Raw genomic sequence first — 18,007 nt, forward strand, 5'->3', positions numbered from 1 at the left:
TTAATCAGGTATGTTTTTCTGTTGATATTCGTCTTGTTTATTTCTACTTTCAATAATTGGATTTTTGAATATCTCTGCAACTGAGTAACCAGCACGAGCTACACAAACAACCCCAAGAAATATTACAGCTGGAATGAACAAGTAAGCATCCGAAGTGAAAAGTTTGCTGATGGTGTCTGGATTTTTAAGTCCCGCGGCTGAATATTCAATAATGATGTATACACCATAAATAAATGCGCATGCCGTTTGTATATTCCATATTGCATTTAATATATTTTTATAAACATCAAATTTACCCATTCGTATTAGTAGGCAGCCATGAACGGTAGCTAGAACGAAAAGGCCTGAAAGATAGTTAATCATCTGCTTATCAAGAGCTGCTTCAACTTTGCTGTAAATAATGGTTGTGAACACCAGAAGTGCCAAAATTGAAACATAAACCCCATTGGGTAAATTTAATCTATATCCCATTTTATACCTACGTTTGTTAAGTGACTTTTGTATGGTTCATCATACAACGCTTAATTGATGCCAGAATTTTTGCGCCGTTGCAATGTACTGTCATGAATACTCAACTCACTGAAATCATGCGCCTCATCACCAACCTGATCCGCACCGGCACTGTGTCCAATGTGGATACGGCTAACTGGATGTGCCGGGTGAAAACGGGCGACCTTGAAACTAACTGGATTAACTGGCTCACCTTCCGCGCCGGAAATACCCGCACGTGGTGGAAACCGTCCATCGGCGAGCAGGTTGTGCTGCTGAGCCTTGGCGGCAATCTCGAAACCGCGTTTGCGCTGCCGGCTATTTATTCCGACGCCTTCCCGCCGCCCGATTATTCAGAGAACGGCAGCACCACCGTGTTCAACGACGGCGGCTGGTTCCAGTACGAGCCGGACACCGGCCAGCTGCTGATTAAGAACATCAAAAGCGTGCGCATCGAGGCCGCCGACGGCATTCAGCTGATCACCGATCAGCTGGGCGTTGACGCCAGCCGAACGCTGATTAACAGCCAGACCGTGATGAACGGCGCGGTGACGCAGGGCGGCGGCGATATGAGTTCAAACGGCGTGATTGCTGATAAGCACAAACACGGCGGCGTGAAGTCCGGCGGCGACACGTCAGGAGGCCCGCAATGATGTATCTCGGCATGAACCGCGACACCGGCGAAGCCATTACCGACACCGAACACATTCGCCAGAGCGTGCGCGACATCCTGATCACCCCGGAAGGCAGCCGTATCGGGCGTCGTGAATACGGCTCGCTGCTGTCGGTGCTGATTGACCAGCCGCAGAATAACGTGGTGCGCCTTCAGGTGATGGCGGCAGCGTATACGGCGCTGAGCCGCTGGGAGCCGCGTATCCGCCTCAGCTCTTTGGGCATAACCAGCGCCTTTGATGGCTCCATGGTGGTTGAGCTGACCGGCCAGCGCTCCGACGGCTCACCACTCGCAATGTCAGTGCCTACGGGGGTGAACAGTGGCAGTAATTGACCTTTCGCAGCTGCCCGCACCGGAAGTGATCGAGGTGCCGGACTTTGAAACGCTGCTGGCCGAGCGCAAAGAAGCACTGATTGCGCTTTATCCGGTGGACGAGCAGGCCGCCATGCGCCGCGTGCTGGCGCTGGAATCCGATCCGATTGTGAAGTGCCTGCAGGAAAGTGTGTACCGGGAAATCCTACTGCGCCAGCGCATCAACGAGGCGGCGCAGGCCGTCATGGTGGCTTATGCGCTGGGCAGCGACCTTGATCAGCTGGCCGCACGCAGTAACGTGCAGCGCCTGACCATCACCCCGGCCAACCCGGACGCCGTGCCGCCCGTTGAGGCAGTGATGGAATCGGACGACGCGCTGCGCGTGCGGGTGCCGGAGGCGTTTGAGGGGTTATCGGTTGCCGGTCCGACGGCAGCCTACGAGTTTCACGCCCGCAGCGCAGACGGGCGCGTGCAGGACGTGTCCGCCATCAGCCCGTCACCGGCGACGGTGCTTGTTACCGTGCTGAGCCGCGAGGGCAACGGCACGGCAGCCGCTGATTTGCTGAGTACAGTGGACAAAGCGCTGAATGACGACAGCGTGCGCCCGGTGGCGGACCGCGTGACCGTGCAGGGTGCAACCATCAACGATTACCGCGTGCAGGCGAAGCTGCACCTGTTTGACGGCGTGGCCGCCGCGCCCTGTCTGGAGGCGGCAAACGCGCGGCTGGCGGCCTACCTCATTGAGCAGAAAAAGCTGGGCCGCAGCGTGCGCCGCGAGTCCTACGGCGCGGTGCTGCGCGTGGCCGGTGTGGACTGGGTGGACATCACCGAACCGGCTGAGGACATCATCATGGACCGTACGCAGGCGGGCAACTGCACCGGTACGGACATCAGCGTGGCGGACGACGGGGTGCTGGCATGAGTAGCAGCCTCTTACCGCCCGGCTCATCCGCGCTGGAGCGCCGTCTGGCGCAGGCGTGCAGCGGGATTTCCGGCCTAAATGTGCCGCTGCGCGACCTGTGGAACCCGGACACCTGCCCGGTGAGTTTTCTGCCCTATCTGGCCTGGGCGTTTTCGGTGGACCGCTGGGACGAAAGCTGGGTGGAAAGCGTGAAGCGCAAGGTGGTGAAGGATGCTTTTTATATCCATCAGCACAAGGGCACCATCAGCGCGATCCGGCGCGTGGTGGAGCCGTTCGGCTTCCTGATCCGCGTCATTGAGTGGTGGAAGAACGGGGAAGCGCCCGGCACGTTTCGCCTGGACATCGGCGTGCAGGATGAGGGGATTACGGAGGAAACCTATCAGGAGCTGGAGCGGCTCATCAGCGACGCCAAGCCGTGCAGCCGCCATCTGATCGGGATGTCTATCAACCTGCAAACCAGCGGACCGTATTTTGTCGGCGCAGGCACCTACATCGGCGAAGAAATCACGGTTTATCCCTACATCAACGAGACCATTATTTCCGGCGGCGCCGCGTACGAAGGCGGGGCGCTGCACATTATTGACACAGTGAGAGTGAACCCATGAGCGCGAAATTTTACACCCTGCTGACGGACATTGGGGCGGCGAAACTTGCCAGCGCTGCCGCCCTCGGCGTGCCGCTGAAAATTACGCAGATGGCCGTCGGCGACGGCGGCGGCGTGCTGCCCACGCCGAGCGCGCAGCAGACGAAGCTGATTGCGGAGAAGCGCCGCGCCGACCTGAACATGCTGTATATCGATCCGCAGAACAGCAGCCAGATTATTGCCGAGCAGGTTATCCCGGAAACAGAGGGCGGTTGGTGGATCCGTGAGGTGGGCCTGTTTGATGACACCGGCGCGCTGATTGCCGTTGGAAACTGCCCGGAGAGCTACAAGCCGCAGCTGGCCGAGGGCAGCGGACGCACGCAGACCGTGCGCATGGTGTTGATTACCAGCAGCACCGACACCATCACGCTGAAAATCGACCCGGCTGTGGTGCTGGCGACCCGTAAATACGTTGACGATAAGGTGCTGGAGCTGAAGGTGTACGTGGACGACCTGATGGCGAAACACCTCGCCGCCGCCGATCCCCACTCGCAGTACGCACCAAAGGAAAGCCCGGCGCTTACCGGCACGCCTAAAGCCCCGACGGCGGCAGCGGGCACCAATACGCAGCAGATTGCCAGCACCGCGTTCGTGCAGGCGGCCATTCTGGCGCTGACCTCCGGCGCGCCGGTCACGCTGGACACGTTCAAAGAACTGGCGGCGGCCATCAATAACGATCCGAACTTTGCCACCACCATCACCAATGCGCTGGCGCTGAAAGCACCGCTGGCAAGTCCAGCCCTGACCGGCACGCCCACCGCACCGACGGCGGCGCAGGCAGTGAACAACACGCAGCTGGCGACCACCGCATTTGTAAAATCGGCCATTTCCGCGCTGGTTGCGTCTTCACCGGCGGCGCTGGACACGCTGAACGAGCTGGCGGCGGCGCTCGGCAACGATCCGAACTTTGCCACCACCATGACTACCGCACTGGCCGGTAAAATGGACATCGCCAAAAACGGCAGCGATATTGCTGACGTAGCGGCCTTTCTCAGAAATCTCGGGCTGGGAGACGGGGCTAAAATGCCAGCCGCATCGGCCATCGCAAACGGGGCTGGCTGGTTATCCGTCCCGGTACTAATCGGCGGCGTCAGCCGCAATATCATTGTGCAGTGGAAATCGGTGAGCGTTCCCATGTCAACGGACGGCACGATGCAGGTGGTCAATTCGTCTTGGCCCGTGGCGTTTCCGACGGCCTGCCTGTCAACCATGCAGGCGCTGACTAACTCGCTGATTTATGCGACCAACGGCACGCCTTTCACGTCGTCAGCCATTCTAGATCGCGCAACATTTGCGGCAGCGAGCAGCTATTCAAAATCAACGTCAACCGTCACCGTGTGGGGAGTGGGTTACTGATGAAAGACTACGTTTACAGCGCGTCGCTGAATATGATTTGCGCCGTTGCGCTAAAGCATGATTATGAGCTGGCGGGGACATGGCCGGGTGACGCCGTAGAGCTGGATCCGTTCACCGCGCTGGAATTTATGGGTGAAGCGCCAGAAGATATGATTATGCGCGCCGGGTCTGATGGCTTACCCGCATGGGTCGATACTCCGCCTCCATCGCCCGCGCAGTTGTCAGAGCAGGCGGAGCAGCGCAAAACTAGCCTGTTGGAAATGGCGCAAGATACCATCAGCATCTGGCAGACGAAGCTGCTGCTTGGCCGCATAAGCGACGTCGATAAGGCAAACCTCAACGCTTGGCTGGATTATATTGATGTGTTACACGCTATTGATACCAGCAGTATACAAGAAATCATATGGCCTAATTACCCTAAATTAATATAGAGCACCTATTGACCCGCTTTTAAAAGCGGGTTGAAAATGAAATAGTTTTACTAAATAATAAATAGGTCTATTATAAAATAGATATGCTTTTTTAATGGGGTGCCGATTCTATCTCCATTCATTAAGCTCGGGATGATATACTGGAGGGCCGATCCAATCGTAAGCTTCAAGTAACATCTGTACCAGTGATTGCAGTTCATCCATGGTAGCTTCAGATATCTCTGTTCCTAAATTTTCGCCTGTGTGAGTGGTATAAGTGAAGTTTGTTCCTATGAGCAGGCCAGCAGTAAATATCTGTCCATCACCCTTTGAAAGACCATTTGGAAGTGATTGTGCTTTAAACTTTCTATTATATTTTCCAATGAATCTTGCGCGATCCTCCTGATGGTGAGCTGAATCACGAATGTCTTTATTTGTTTTGAATTTTTCTTTAAATTTATCATATATTTGAGTGACTCCATCTGCCTCCAGTGGTGGTTTTGATAATTTGTTTAGTGCATTTTCAACTCCATCTAATGCGTAAATAAATGAACGTGCGAATATTCTAGTTTTTGCAGTGAGGAAGTTGCTAGGTAAAATTCCAGTTTGCCACGCCTCTCTATTTAGGATGGTTGTGCTTTTTAGTTTCAATGTTCCATGATTTTCATATGAATTTAACTCAGGATTTTCTTGGGTTAATTTATGTTGTAATGCGTCAAGTTTCCTAAAGTACTCTTTCATTGGTGAAATCCCTTTGCTCTTACTTTCATGGGAACGTTGATTATACTCTTCAAATTCAATTAATGAGATGTTGGCATCATAAAAATTAGTTATGATGTTATTTAACAAAGTTTCAACTTCTCTTTGGGTTTCTTTATTTTCAATTTTGACCCATGTCCCAGGCTTTATGAGTTCATGAAATTTCATATACAAGCGTTCCTTATTCTAAAAAGGGGCGTGTGCCATTTGATTAACGGTTCAATTGTATAGCCCATCATACAACACATTATAGGTGCAATAAGATTAGCCAACCTCGACCATAGCGGAACCTCTTCACAGGAGAACCGTCATATGGCACAGGATTATCACCACGGCGTGCGCGTTGAGGAAATCAACGAGGGCACCCGAACCATCACCACCATCAGCACGGCGATTGTCGGCATGGTCTGCACCGGCGACGACGCCGACGCTGCCACGTTTCCGCTTAACCGTCCGGTGCTGCTGACCGACGTACTCACCGCGAGCGGCAAGGCGGGCGAGTCCGGCACGCTGGCCCGCTCGCTGGACGCCATCGCCGACCAGGCTAAACCCGTCACCGTCGTCGTGCGCGTGCCGCAGGGCGAAACCGAGGCAGAAACCACCGCCAATATCATCGGCGGCGTGAGCAACGGCCAGCGCACCGGCATGAAAGCGCTGCTGGCCGCGCAGGCGGTGTGCGGCGTAAAGCCCCGCATTCTCGGGGTGCCCGGTCACGACACGCAGGCGGTGGCTACCGAGCTGCTGAGCGTGGCGCAGAGCCTGCGCGGCTTCGCCTACCTGTCGGCGTACGGCTGTCAGAGCGTGGAAGAGGCGATTGCCTACCGCGCGAACTTCAGCCAGCGCGAGGGCATGCTCATCTGGCCTGACTTCATCAACTTTGACACCGTGCTGAAGGCGGACGCGACGGCCTTCGCCACCGCCCGCGCGCTCGGCCTGCGCGCCAAAATCGACGAGCAGACCGGCTGGCACAAATCCCTGTCGAACGTCGGCGTGAACGGCGTCACCGGTATTTCCAAAGACGTGTTCTGGGATTTGCAGGATCCGGCTACCGACTCCGGCCTGCTGAACCAGAACGACATCACCACGCTCATCCGCAAAGACGGCTTCCGCTTCTGGGGTTCGCGCTGCCTCAGCGACGATCCGCTGTTTGCGTTCGAGTGCTACACCCGCACCGCACAGGTGCTGGCGGACACCATGGCCGAGGCGCACATGTGGGCGGTGGACGGCGCGCTGAACCCGTCGCTGGCCCGCGACATTATCGAGGGCATTCGCGCTAAGTTGCGCAGCCTTGTGAGTCAGGGCTATCTCATCGGCGCGGACTGCTGGCTGGACGAGAGCGTAAACGACAAGGACACGCTCAAGGCGGGCAAGCTGCTGATCGATTACGACTACACGCCGGTGCCGCCGCTGGAAAACCTGCTGCTGCGCCAGCGCATCACCGATCAGTACCTGGTCGATTTCGCCAGCCGCATCAGCGCATAAGGAGACCGAATCATGGCATTACCCCGCAAGCTCAAGCACCTGAACCTGTTCAACGCAGGCAACAACTGGCAGGGGCTGATCGAGTCCGTAACGCTGCCGAAAGTCACCCGCAAGTTCGAGAAGTATCGCGGCGGCGGCATGGCCGGTGCGGTGGACATCGACATGGGCCTGGACGACGGCGCGCTGGACACGGAATTCACCTGCGGCGGCGTTGAGGCGCTGCTGTTCAAGCAGATGGGCACCCTTACCGTGGACGGCGTGCAGCTGCGCTTTACCGGCTCCATTCAGCGCGACGACACCGGCGAGGTGCAGGCGGTGGAGCTGGTGACGCGTGGCCGCCACAAGGAGCTGGACTCCGGCGAGTGGAAGACCGGCGAATCCAGCACCACCAAGGTGTCCGGCACCAACAGCTACGCCAAGCTGACCATCAACGGCGAAGTGCTCTACGAGATTGACCTGGTGAACATGGTTCACATCGTGGACGGTACGGACCTGATGGAAGCGCACCGTAACGCGCTCGGCCTGTAATTAATCCGGCAGGACAAACCCTGCCGCCTTTTAGCCTTTTAGCGAGCCATAACCATGACTGACAAAACCACCGAAAAAACCGTTGAGCTGGACACCCCTGTCCTGCGCGGCAAGACAGAAATCAAAAGCGTTGTCGTGCGCAAGCCGCAGTCCGGCGCGCTGCGCGGTACGCGGTTGCAGGCGCTGATGGACATGGACGTAAACGCCATGATCACCGTGCTGCCGCGCGTCACCACGCCCGCCCTGACCGTGCAGGAAATCACCGAAATGGACCCCGCCGATCTGGTGAGCCTGTCGGTGGAGGTGGTCACTTTTTTACTGAAGAAGTCGGTGCTGTCGGATTTAGCGACGGCCTGACGGTTGACGATCTGGTGGCGGACATCGCCACCGTCTTTCACTGGCCGCCGTCCGTTACCGAGTTCATGACGCTGACCGAGGTACTGGAATGGCGGCATAAGGCGATAATGCGACACGGGACCAGCGATGAGTGATAAAGACTTGCGTTTGCAGGTTGTTCTTAACGCGGTAGACAAACTGACCCGCCCCTTCCGTTCTGCAAAGGCCAGTACCCGCGAGCTGGCCGATTCCCTGCGCACCGCGCGCGCCAGCCTGAAGGACTTAGACGCGCAGGCCGCGCGCATCGACGGCTTCCGTAAAGCCCGCTCGCAGCTTGCCATCACCGCCAATAACCTGAAGGGCGCGCGCGAAGAGGCGGCAAAGCTGGCGACGCAGTTCAGCGCCACCAACCGGCCCACCGCCGCGCAGGCGAGGGTACTGGAGCAGGCGAAGAATCGCGTGCGCGAACTTCAGCAGAGCTACAACGGCCTGCTGGGTTCGGTGCAGCGCCAGCGCGCCGCGCTCACTCAATCCGGCATTGATACCAAAAAACTCAGCCAGGCACAGCATGACCTGAAGGGGCGCGCGGACGACGCGCGCGCGGCGATTGACCGCCAGCAGAAGTCGCTGAAGCGGCTCGGCGAGCAGCAGGCCAAAATCAACGCGCTGCGCGAGCGTCACGCCCGATCGCTTGAGGTGCGCGATAAAATTGCCGGGGCCGGTGCGGCGACCACCGTTGCCGGGCTGGCGATGGGGGCGCCGGTGCTGGCCGCCGTAAAATCCTCGGCGGACATGGAAGACGCCATGAAGGGCGTGGCAAAGCAGGTGAACGGCCTGCGCGACAACGACGGCAACCGCACGGCGCAGTTCTACGACATGCAGGCCGCCATCAAGGCTGCCAGCGAGCAGCTGCCGATGGACAACGGCGCGATTGACTACGCCGCGCTGGTTGAGGGCGGCGCGCGCATGGGCGTGACCAGCCAGAACGACTCTTACGAGGACCAGAAGCGCGACCTGCTGGCGTTTGCCACCACGGCGGCGAAGGCGTCCACCGCGTTTGAGCTGCCCGCCGGTGAGCTGGCCGAGGGGCTGGGCAAGATTGCGCAGCTGTACAAAATTCCCACGCGCAACATCGAGCAGCTGGGCGACGCGCTGAACTACCTGGACGACAACGCGATGTCCAAAGGCTCGGACATTATCGACGTGCTTCAGCGCATGGGCGGCGTGGCGGACAGGCTGGACTACCGCAAGGCCGCCGCGCTCGGCTCCACGTTCCTGAGCCTCGGCGCCACGTCGGAAACCGCCGCCAGCGCGGCGAACGCCATGGTGCGCGAGCTTTCCGTTGCCACCATGCAGGGCAAGACGTTTATGGGCGGCATGGAGCTGCTGAAGCTCGACCCGAAAGCCATTGAAAAGCAGATGACCACGGACGCGATGGGCACCATTCAGCGCGTGCTGGAGAAGGTGAACAACCTGCCCGCCGACAAGCGCCTGACCGCGATGACCATGGTTTTCGGCAAGGAGTTCGGCAAGGACGCTGCCAAGCTCGCCAACAACATGCCGGAGCTGCGGCGCCAGCTACAGCTGACGCAGGGCAACGCGGCCAGCGGCTCCATGCAGAAAGAATCCGACATCAATAAGGATTCGCTGTCCGCGCAGTGGCTTCTGGTGAAAACCGGCGCGGCCAACACGCTGAGCAGCCTCGGCGACACGCTGCGCACGCCGCTGATGGAAATCATGGACGCGGTGAAGCGCGTCACCGCCACCATGCGCCGCTGGGTGGAGTCGAACCCGGAGCTGGTCGGCAGGCTGATGAAAATCGCCGCCGTGGTGGCAACGGTGACGCTGGCGCTCGGCACGCTCGCCGTGGGCATGGCCGCCGTGCTGGGGCCGATCCTGATGCTGCGCTTCGGTCTGAACATGCTCGGCCTGAAAGGGCTTGCGAAGCTCTCGCCGCTGCTGGGCGGGCTGGGCAAGGCATTCTCAAAACTTGCGCCCGGTCTGGCGTCGTCCGGCGACGGCATCAAAAAGCTGTTTTCACTGTTCAGCGGCGGCGAGGCCGGGGAGTCGGTGAGCTGGCTGGAGAAAATCCGCGACGCGCTGGCGTCCCTGCGCGGCGGTGACAATGATGACGAGGGCGGCGGCATTCTTAACGCCTTCCGTGAGGGCGCTCTGGAGAAAATCAAGGAGAAGGCGCAGGACGCCGGGCAGACGCTGGTTGCGTCCTTCCGTAACCCGATGGCCGGTGTGCGGGCGCTGGGCGCGCAGGTGCGCGGGCTGGCCGGTGCCGCCCTTGCGCCGCTGGCTGCCTCGGTGCGCGGTGCCGGTGGTGCGCTGATGTGGCTGGTGAAATCACCGTTTGCGCTGCTGCGCACTGTGCTGACGGGCGTGGTCTGGGCGCTCGGCGCGCTGCTGAGTCCCGTCGGGCTGGCCGTGGCGGCGCTGGCCGGTGTGGCGATGGTTATCTGGAAATACTGGGCGCCAATTAAGGCCTTTTTAGGCGGCGTGGTGGACGGCTTCCGGGCCGCTGCCGGTCCCATCAGCGAGGCGTTTTCACCGCTTCAGCCGGTGTTCCAGTCGATTGGTGACAAAGTGCAGGCGCTGTTCGGCTGGTTTAAAAACCTTCTATCGCCGGTGCAGTCCACAGCGGCCGAGCTGGACAGCGCCGCCGCGAAGGGTAAGGCGTTCGGGCAGGCGCTGGCCGACGGACTGAACATGGTGATGCACCCGCTGGACACGCTGAAGGCCGGGATCGGCGAGCTGCTGGATAAGTTCGGGCTCGTCAGCAAGGCGTCGGCTAATACGAAGCTGCCGCAGGCACCGCAGGCACCGCAGGCCGCCAGCGTCAGCGGTGGCGGGGTTAAGCTGCCAGCGGGCGGCTTCCCGGCGTTTGCGGGCATGTACGACACCGGCGGCAACATCCCGGCGGGCCAGTTTGGCGTCGTCGGTGAGAACGGGCCGGAAATCGTCGGCGGCCCGGTGAGCGTAACCAGCCGCAGGCGCACCGCGCAGCTGGCGGCTATGGCGGCGCTGACGTTCGGCACCGCTGCCGGAACGGCGGAGGCGAAGCCGCTGCACCCGCTGAGCCTGCCCGCACAGGCGTACCGGCAGGACGCGCCGCGCGCGCAGACCTCGCAGGCAGTAGCCGCGCCGCAGATCCACGCCTCATTCACCATCGTGCAGCAGCCAGGGCAAAGCCAGCAGGATTTAGTGGACGAAGTGATGCGCAGGCTGGAGGCGAAAGAGCGGCAGGCGCAGTCCCGCGCCCGCAGCAGTTACCGAGACCGTGGAGGATTTGACTCATGATGATGACGCTGGGCCTGTTTGTTTTCATGCTCAAGACGGTACCGTATCAGGAGCTGCAGCTGCAGCGCAGCTGGCGCTTTCCGTCGAACAGCCGCGTGGGCGTGCGTCCCGCGCTGCAGTTCCTCGGCCCGGACAACGACACGATCACGCTGTCGGGCGTGCTGCTGCCGGAAATCACCGGCGGCAGGCTGTCGCTGTTCGCGCTGGAGCAGATTGCCGAGCTGGGCCGCGCTTGGCCGTTGATTGAGGGGAGCGGCACGATTTACGGCATGTTCGTGATCGAGAGCCTGAGCCAGACCAAAGCGGAGTTTTTCAGCAACGGCGTGTGCCGGCGCATTGAGTTCACGCTGACGCTGAAGCGCATCGATGAATCGCTGGGTGAAATGTTCGGCAGCCTCAGCGATCAGCTGTCGGCTATGCAGGGCGCGGCCACCGACGCCGCCGGTAAAGTCGGCGCTGCAGTGGGCGGGCTGTTCTCATGATGGCGGGCAGCTGGATTAACGGCCAGGCAAACGCGCCCGCGTTTCGCCTGACGCTTGCCGGTGCGGACGTTACGCAGAAGATAGAGCAGCGGCTTATCAGCCTGACGCTGACCGATAACCGCGGCTTTGAGGCGGACCAGCTGGACATTGAGCTGGACGACGCGGACGGGCAGCTGATGATGCCGCGCCGGGGCGTTGAGCTGTCGCTGGCGCTGGGCTGGAAAGGGGAGGCGCTTTTCCCGAAAGGCACCTACACCGTGGACGAAATCGAGCACAGCGGCACGCCGGACCGGCTGACTCTGCGCGCCCGCAGCGCGGACTTCCGCCAGACGCTGAACACGAAGCGCGAAAAGTCATGGCATCAGACCAGCGTGGGCGAGGTGGTGAAAGAGATTGCCGGGCGGCACAAGCTTAAAACGGCAATAGGCGACGACGTGGCGAAGATGGCCGTGGACCATATCGACCAGACCAACGAGTCAGACGCCAGCTTCCTGATGCGGCTGGCGAAACAGTGCGGCGCGGTGGCCTGCATCAAAAACGGCAACCTGCTGTTTATCCGGCAGGGGCAGGGAAAAACGGCGAGCGGTAAGGTATTACCCGCCATCACCCTCGTGCGCAAAGACGGCGATGGCCACCGCTTTACGCTGGCTGACCGTGACGCCTACACCGGTGTGATCGCAAGCTGGCTGCATACCCGTGAGCCGGTGAAAAAGCCGGAAGCCACGGTGAAGCGTAAGCGCCGAAAGCCCGCCGCGCAGAAGAAGGAGCCGGAGGCGAAGCAGGGCGACTATCTGATCGGCACGGATGAAAACGTCCTGGTGCTGAGCCGCACCTATGCGAACCGGGCCAACGCCGAGCGTGCCGCCAAAATGCAGTGGGAGCGGCTGCAGCGCGGGGTGGCGACGTTCTCTATTCAGCTGGCGCGGGGTCGTGCGGATCTCTACACGGAAATGCCGGTAAAGGTGAGCGGATTCAAGCAGCAGATTGATGCGGGTGAGTGGATCATCACGGCGCTGACGCACAGCCTGAGCGCGGAAAACGGTTATACGATCAGCATTGAGCTTGAAGTGAAAATAGATTCACTTGAAATGGAATAGTGCTATCTCAAAAGGGTTAAATTGAGTAATATTTATCTCAATTGGGGTTTGGAGACGACATTATGATGAATTGCCCTTTGTGCGGGAACGCCGCACATACCCGCAGCAGCTTTCAGGTATCAGCAACAACCAAAGAACGATATAACCAGTGCCAGAACATTAATTGTAGTTGTACGTTTAAATCTCATGAAACAGTTTCTGAGATCATTATGAAACCGGGTAGCGTCAAACCTGTGCCGCCGCATCCGGGAAGAAATCAGCAGCAACCACTGTGGTTATGATCGCTGCCAATATTAAATAGCCCGCTTAGGTGGGCTATTACACTTCTGGAATTTCACCTGTTTTCACAAAATCCGCGAATTGATTTTCATTAAGTATTACAACACCTTTCATACGGGCTGCCGTTACTTTAGTTGGTCCGGCATTATATCCGCAGCAAAGTAATTGAAGATTCTGTGTAACCGAACTTCTAACTGTCATGCCGTTGGCATTTGCGCACTCAATTAATCGATCTTTATCCGCTTTTTTAAAACCAGTGAAGCAAACATCAAAAGTTACCTTTTGAGCTTTGGGCCTGCTCAATTGAATATGAGAGTAATCACTCTCCTTCACCGTCATTAAAAATGTCGAAGCAGCGTCCGCTGTTTCAACAAGTTTAATTACTCTGTCTTTGCGAAAAGTTCTTAATTGTTTGATGACGTTGCAGATGCCTTGCACATGCTCGGCGCTGTGGCTGACATTAAAAATCGATTGGGCGCTTACTTGCCCCTTTGCATTGATATAGACGAAGTGCATTTCTTCCATGTGGTCACCTTCAGAGGCTGTGTGAACGAGCGTAAAAAAGCCGTCAAACGTGAAGAGCAGAAGCAACAGAAGAAAAGAGGGGAAAAAACCTGCTGCCATTTTGCTGCCAATCAGTTATTTGGCCACAAAAAAAGCCGCTGAAAAAGCGGCTTAAATGCATGATTTTAATCACTAAATTTGGTGGCCCCTGCTGGGTTTGAACCAGCGACCAAGCGATTATGAGTCGCCTGCTCTAACCACTGAGCTAAGGGGCCAGCGGAGCGAGGATTATAGAGTATCTTGTTAGGGTGATCCAGAGTTCACCATTCGGATGGTGAAAATTACAGCAATAGCTGACTCCTTGATCTAAAAAAGAAAATTCTACTATCCCACGCACTATCGTTTATTAAGCGCCCAATCAACAGCGTTTTTTGAGACCAGGCTCATTCGAAAGTTTGTCGATACTACAAATAGCGCGTTGCAGGCTTGTTGAGCGAGATGAAGGGCAATATGGCGATGCGTGCCTCTTCGTAGTTCTGCCAAAGCTGCACATCTTCCACGGATGGGATCGTCACCAGCTCGCCGGCATCGAGTCCACGCAGCGCTGACGAGACTAAATCGTCTACTTCCATTAGCATCTCAGCGGGAAGATCGTTAATGGATTTTCCTGCGCGCTCAAAGATTTCAGTGCGCGTTAAGCCTGGCAACACAGCCTGCATACGCACACCGCTTTCGGCTAATTCACGATGCAGATTACGGGTCAGGGAAAGTACATACGCTTTACTGGCGTTGTAGGCACCATTGGCCGATTCGCTCACCAGCGCTAGCACCGAAGCAATATTCACAATCGTGCCATTGCGACGTGCAAGAAATGCCTGTGCAGCACTGTGGGCCAGCTGAGTCAGCGCAAGGATATTTAACGTCAGCATCGTTTGTATTTTCGCGATATCACCGTCAATGAATTCGCCTTCAACTGTCATACCTGCATTGTTTACCAGCAGCGTAATCGCTTTGTTTTGCTGGATTTCGCGATCAACTCTTAGCAAATCATCGTGGTTGGTGAGGTCGGCAGCCAGCACGCTGACTTCAACGCTATGTGCTTCACGCAGCGATTGCGCCAACAGATTGAGCCTGGCTTCATCGCGTGCCACCAGAATCAGGTTTGTGCCACGTGCTGCCAGCTGTTTTGCATAGGTCGCGCCAATTCCGCTTGATGCGCCGGTGATTAAAGCCAGTTGTTGTGACATGTGTGTTCCTTAAGATGATGGTTGTCATATTTACGAGATTTAATATGACGATCATAATATTTGTCGTCAAGCTAGAATATGATGGTTGTAATAATTACACTGATTGCCATCAACGATGTCGGAGTCAATGAAGATGGAAAAGCTGAGCCATAAGGCGCGTACACGACAGCGCATTCTGGATGAAGCCTCGGTGGTGATGCGCGAGAACGGCACTGAAAGCATTGGCGTAGCGGCGCTGATGAAGCGCGTGGGTTTAACGCACGGCGGATTTTATGCCCATTTTGCCTCCCGAGAAGATCTGGTGCAAGCGGTGATCGCTGAGATGTTTGCTGATTCGGCGCGCCGCTTTGCGGATATCACCTCAATTAACGATCCCGCTGAACGACTTAATCAGCTGATTGATAGCTATTTATCTGAGCAGCATTGCAACACGCCGGGTGAAGGCTGTCCGATGCCTGCGCTGGTGAGTGAGATGGCGCATTTACCCGTCGAGGCGCGTACGTTGTTTTCACAGCAGCGTGAAGCGATGCGGCAGCGTTTGGCGTTGACGCTACATGAGCTTAATCATCCGCATGCGGATGACGCGGCGACCACTATGTTGGCTGAGATGGTTGGTGCGGTGGCAATGGCACGTGCTTGTCCGGACGACGAGGAAGCGCGCACTATGCTGGCGAGCAGTCGTCGATCGGTAAAACAACGCGCCGGACTGGAGATTGTATGAGCGAGCACGATATCCGCGACATCATTGCGCCTGATTTACAGGTGCTGTTTTGTGGCATCAATCCGGGCAAGTCGTCGGCGCACACTGGATTTCACTTCGCGCATCCCGGCAATCGCTTTTGGAAAGTGATATATCAGGCCGGCTTTACGCGCGAGTTACTCAAGCCCGAGCAGGAGCAGCGGCTGCTGGAAACTGGATGTGGTATTACCATGCTGGTGGAGCGTCCGACGGTGCAGGCTAACGAGTTGGATGGCGATGAATTACGCGACGGTGGCTCACGCTTGCAGCAAAAGATTTTGCACTATCAACCGCGTGCATTGGCGGTGTTGGGCAAAGATGCCTTCCAGAAAGCATTTCGTCAGCGCAAAGTTGAGTGGGGCGAGCAGCCGCTAACACTGGGTGAAACGCGTTTGTGGGTGCTGCCTAATCCGAGTGGGTTAAATCGTGCGACGCTAGAAGAGATGGCCGCATCCTATCGCCAACTGCATGATTGGCTGCAAAGTAACGCGCGATAGAGCGACGCTTCAGGCAATAAAAAACCCCGGCTTGCCGGGGTTTTTTCGTCTCGACAACGATTAATCGTCGAGGAAGCTACGCAGTACTTCTGAGCGGCTTGGGTGACGCAGTTTACGCAGCGCCTTGGCTTCAATCTGACGAATACGCTCACGCGTTACGTCAAACTGTTTGCCAACCTCTTCCAGCGTGTGGTCGGTGTTCATATCGATACCGAAACGCATACGTAACACTTTCGCTTCACGCGCGGTCAGGCCAGCCAGCACGTCGTGAGTCGCTGAGCGCAGGCTTTCCGAGGTGGCGGAATCCAGCGGCAGTTCCAACGTGGTGTCTTCGATAAAGTCGCCCAGATGCGAATCTTCATCATCACCAATCGGGGTCTCCATAGAGATTGGCTCTTTAGCGATTTTCAGCACCTTGCGAATCTTATCTTCAGGCATCAGCATACGCTCAGCCAGCTCTTCCGGCGTCGGTTCGCGGCCCATTTCCTGCAGCATCTGACGCGAAATACGGTTGAGTTTGTTGATGGTCTCAATCATATGCACCGGAATACGGATGGTGCGCGCCTGGTCAGCGATAGAGCGGGTGATAGCCTGACGGATCCACCATGTGGCGTAAGTTGAGAACTTATAACCACGACGGTATTCAAACTTATCAACGGCTTTCATCAGGCCGATGTTGCCTTCCTGAATCAGATCGAGGAACTGCAGACCACGGTTGGTATATTTCTTGGCGATAGAGATAACCAGACGTAAGTTTGCTTCAACCATCTCTTTCTTCGCACGACGCGCTTTCGCTTCGCCGATAGACATGCGACGGTTGATGTCCTTCACCTGCTCGATGGTCAAGCCGGTTTCTTCTTCGATCTGCTGCAGTTTGTACAGCGAACGGTTCACATCATCTTCAACTTCCAGCAGCTTCTCAGACCACGGCTTGTTCATGGCCAGCGCGGCTTTGAACCAACTTGGGTTGGTTTCGTTGCCGGTAAACAGCGTGATGAAGTTTTTCTTCGGCATTTTGCACAGTTCAATACACAGCTTCATGATCAGGCGCTCTTGCGTACGCACGCGCTCCATCATTTCACGCATATTGTTTACCAGGTAATCAAACTGCTTCGGTACCAGGCGGAACTGCTTGAACACTTCAGAGAGGTTCTGGATTTCGGCTACGGCGTCAGCATGGCTGCGGCCTTTGGCTTTGATGACGGTACGCGTGGTTTCGTACTGCGTACGCAGGTCGCCAAACTTCTCGCGAGCCAGTTCTGGATCGATAGAGTTATCGTCATCAGAGCTGTCGTCATCGTCTTCATCTTCTTCTTCGTCGTCATCACGGTCTTCCTGTGATAACTCAGAACCGACGTTGGTGGCGGTCGGCGCGATATCTTCTTCTGCGTTCGGATCGATGAAACCGATGATCAAGTCAGACAGGCGAGCATCGCCCGCTTCTACGCGATCGTACTGATCGAGCAGATAGGTGATCGCTTCCGGATATTCGGCTACAGAGCATTGAACCTGGTTGATACCGTCTTCGATGCGCTTAGCGATGTCAATTTCGCCTTCGCGCGTCAGCAGTTCAACGGTACCCATTTCGCGCATGTACATGCGCACCGGGTCGGTGGTACGGCCAATTTCAGATTCAACACTGGATAAAACCTGAGCGGCGGCTTCTGCGGCATCTTCGTCAGTATCGGAGCTGTTTTCATTCAGTATCAGATCATCAGCATCAGGCGCTTCTTCAACAACCTGAATACCCATGTCGTTAATCATCTGGATGATGTCTTCGATCTGATCGGAGTCGACGATATCTTCCGGCAGATGGTCATTGACCTCAGCATAGGTCAAATAGCCTTGCTCCTTACCACGGGTGACAAGTAGCTTAAGCTGTGACTGCGGGTTTTGCTCCATAAGACGGTATCCACACTTCTGTTAATTAGATTGGTGTCGGTCGG

21 protein-coding genes and 1 tRNA gene are annotated in these 18,007 nt (G+C 56.9%); 16 read left to right on the forward strand and 6 right to left on the reverse strand.

All coding sequences use genetic code 11. The features are described 5' to 3' along the window. Entirely contained in the window at positions 1–471 is a 471-nt protein-coding gene (locus PanJK_RS08325) for a hypothetical protein (RefSeq protein WP_265298830.1), read from the reverse strand. A gap of 92 nt (positions 472–563) precedes the next feature. Here PanJK_RS08325 and PanJK_RS08330 point away from each other — a divergent pair, with 92 nt between their 5' ends. From PanJK_RS08330 to PanJK_RS08355, 6 genes are read left to right on the forward strand one after another with little or no spacing between them, the layout of a single operon-like run. Continuing rightward, the gene (locus PanJK_RS08330) at positions 564–1,142 is read left to right on the forward strand and encodes a phage baseplate assembly protein V (protein WP_265298832.1); all 579 of its coding nucleotides are present in this window, start codon (positions 564–566) and stop codon (positions 1,140–1,142) included. After that, complete coding sequence (locus PanJK_RS08335; RefSeq protein WP_265298834.1) at positions 1,139–1,495, forward strand: GPW/gp25 family protein; 357 nt, start codon at positions 1,139–1,141, stop codon at positions 1,493–1,495. The genes PanJK_RS08330 and PanJK_RS08335 overlap by 4 nt, the downstream gene beginning before the upstream one ends. Beyond that, on the forward strand, positions 1,482–2,396 hold the full coding sequence (locus PanJK_RS08340; RefSeq protein WP_265298837.1) for a baseplate J/gp47 family protein: 915 nt from the start codon (positions 1,482–1,484) through the stop codon (positions 2,394–2,396). Before PanJK_RS08335 ends, PanJK_RS08340 begins: the two co-directional genes overlap by 14 nt. Beyond that, positions 2,393–3,001 (forward strand): phage tail protein I, encoded by a 609-nt coding sequence (locus tag PanJK_RS08345; RefSeq protein WP_265298838.1) that lies wholly within the window; start codon positions 2,393–2,395, stop codon positions 2,999–3,001. The genes PanJK_RS08340 and PanJK_RS08345 overlap by 4 nt, the downstream gene beginning before the upstream one ends. Beyond that, the gene (locus tag PanJK_RS08350; protein ID WP_265298840.1) at positions 2,998–4,395 is read left to right on the forward strand and encodes a phage tail protein; all 1,398 of its coding nucleotides are present in this window, start codon (positions 2,998–3,000) and stop codon (positions 4,393–4,395) included. The genes PanJK_RS08345 and PanJK_RS08350 overlap by 4 nt, the downstream gene beginning before the upstream one ends. After that, entirely contained in the window at positions 4,395–4,826 is a 432-nt protein-coding gene (locus PanJK_RS08355; protein ID WP_265298842.1) for a tail fiber assembly protein, read from the forward strand. Before PanJK_RS08350 ends, PanJK_RS08355 begins: the two co-directional genes overlap by 1 nt. A 108-nt stretch (positions 4,827–4,934) precedes the next feature. On the opposite strand, the gene PanJK_RS08360 is transcribed toward PanJK_RS08355, so the two are convergent. Further along, complete coding sequence (locus PanJK_RS08360) at positions 4,935–5,732, reverse strand: hypothetical protein (protein ID WP_265298845.1); 798 nt, start codon at positions 5,730–5,732, stop codon at positions 4,935–4,937. Positions 5,733–5,876: 144 nt separating this feature from the next. On the opposite strand from PanJK_RS08360, the gene PanJK_RS08365 reads away from it, so the two are divergent. From PanJK_RS08365 to PanJK_RS08400, 8 genes are all read left to right on the forward strand, one after another. Next, entirely contained in the window at positions 5,877–7,046 is a 1,170-nt protein-coding gene (locus tag PanJK_RS08365; RefSeq protein WP_265298847.1) for a phage tail sheath protein, read from the forward strand. Positions 7,047–7,058: 12 nt separating this feature from the next. Further along, positions 7,059–7,574 (forward strand): phage major tail tube protein, encoded by a 516-nt coding sequence (locus tag PanJK_RS08370; protein WP_265298849.1) that lies wholly within the window; start codon positions 7,059–7,061, stop codon positions 7,572–7,574. Between the two features lie 54 nt (positions 7,575–7,628). Beyond that, positions 7,629–7,931 (forward strand): phage tail assembly protein, encoded by a 303-nt coding sequence (locus tag PanJK_RS08375; protein WP_265298851.1) that lies wholly within the window; start codon positions 7,629–7,631, stop codon positions 7,929–7,931. A gap of 14 nt (positions 7,932–7,945) precedes the next feature. Next, positions 7,946–8,065 carry a GpE family phage tail protein gene (locus PanJK_RS08380; protein WP_071531062.1) on the forward strand — a complete coding sequence of 40 codons (120 nt, stop codon included), beginning with the start codon at positions 7,946–7,948 and terminating at the stop codon, positions 8,063–8,065. After that, a complete protein-coding gene (locus PanJK_RS08385) occupies positions 8,058–11,216 on the forward strand; it encodes a phage tail tape measure protein (protein ID WP_265298854.1) in 3,159 nt (1,052 codons plus the stop codon). Before PanJK_RS08380 ends, PanJK_RS08385 begins: the two co-directional genes overlap by 8 nt. Continuing rightward, positions 11,213–11,698, forward strand: coding sequence for a phage tail protein (locus tag PanJK_RS08390; protein ID WP_265298855.1), 486 nt, complete (start codon positions 11,213–11,215; stop codon positions 11,696–11,698). The genes PanJK_RS08385 and PanJK_RS08390 overlap by 4 nt, the downstream gene beginning before the upstream one ends. Next, on the forward strand, positions 11,695–12,795 hold the full coding sequence (locus PanJK_RS08395; RefSeq protein WP_265298857.1) for a phage late control D family protein: 1,101 nt from the start codon (positions 11,695–11,697) through the stop codon (positions 12,793–12,795). The genes PanJK_RS08390 and PanJK_RS08395 overlap by 4 nt, the downstream gene beginning before the upstream one ends. Positions 12,796–12,857: 62 nt before the next feature. Next, positions 12,858–13,076 (forward strand): ogr/Delta-like zinc finger family protein, encoded by a 219-nt coding sequence (locus PanJK_RS08400; protein WP_013510553.1) that lies wholly within the window; start codon positions 12,858–12,860, stop codon positions 13,074–13,076. A gap of 37 nt (positions 13,077–13,113) precedes the next feature. Here PanJK_RS08400 and PanJK_RS08405 read toward each other — a convergent pair whose 3' ends face one another. The 3 genes from PanJK_RS08405 to PanJK_RS08415 all read right to left on the reverse strand — a co-directional run bounded on the left by PanJK_RS08405 (position 13,114) and on the right by PanJK_RS08415 (position 14,825). Next, complete coding sequence (locus tag PanJK_RS08405) at positions 13,114–13,599, reverse strand: BRCT domain-containing protein (protein ID WP_265298861.1); 486 nt, start codon at positions 13,597–13,599, stop codon at positions 13,114–13,116. Between the two features lie 178 nt (positions 13,600–13,777). Next, positions 13,778–13,853: transfer RNA gene (locus PanJK_RS08410), tRNA-Ile, on the reverse strand. Between the two features lie 189 nt (positions 13,854–14,042). Further along, positions 14,043–14,825 carry an SDR family NAD(P)-dependent oxidoreductase gene (locus PanJK_RS08415; RefSeq protein ID WP_256697480.1) on the reverse strand — a complete coding sequence of 261 codons (783 nt, stop codon included), beginning with the start codon at positions 14,823–14,825 and terminating at the stop codon, positions 14,043–14,045. Between the two features lie 133 nt (positions 14,826–14,958). Here PanJK_RS08415 and PanJK_RS08420 point away from each other — a divergent pair, with 133 nt between their 5' ends. Beyond that, the gene (locus PanJK_RS08420) at positions 14,959–15,546 is read left to right on the forward strand and encodes a TetR/AcrR family transcriptional regulator (protein WP_256697479.1); all 588 of its coding nucleotides are present in this window, start codon (positions 14,959–14,961) and stop codon (positions 15,544–15,546) included. Beyond that, positions 15,543–16,061: a G/U mismatch-specific DNA glycosylase gene (gene mug / locus PanJK_RS08425; RefSeq protein ID WP_256697478.1), complete on the forward strand. Its 519-nt coding sequence runs from the start codon at positions 15,543–15,545 to the stop codon at positions 16,059–16,061. The genes PanJK_RS08420 and mug overlap by 4 nt, the downstream gene beginning before the upstream one ends. Before the next feature lie 60 nt (positions 16,062–16,121). On the opposite strand, the gene rpoD is transcribed toward mug, so the two are convergent. Then, a complete protein-coding gene (gene rpoD, locus PanJK_RS08430; RefSeq protein WP_008103440.1) occupies positions 16,122–17,963 on the reverse strand; it encodes an RNA polymerase sigma factor RpoD in 1,842 nt (613 codons plus the stop codon). Positions 17,964–18,007: the final 44 nt, after the last annotated feature.

The organism is Pantoea sp. JK, assembly GCF_026130245.1.
GTDB classification, from domain to species: domain Bacteria; phylum Pseudomonadota; class Gammaproteobacteria; order Enterobacterales; family Enterobacteriaceae; genus Pantoea; species Pantoea trifolii.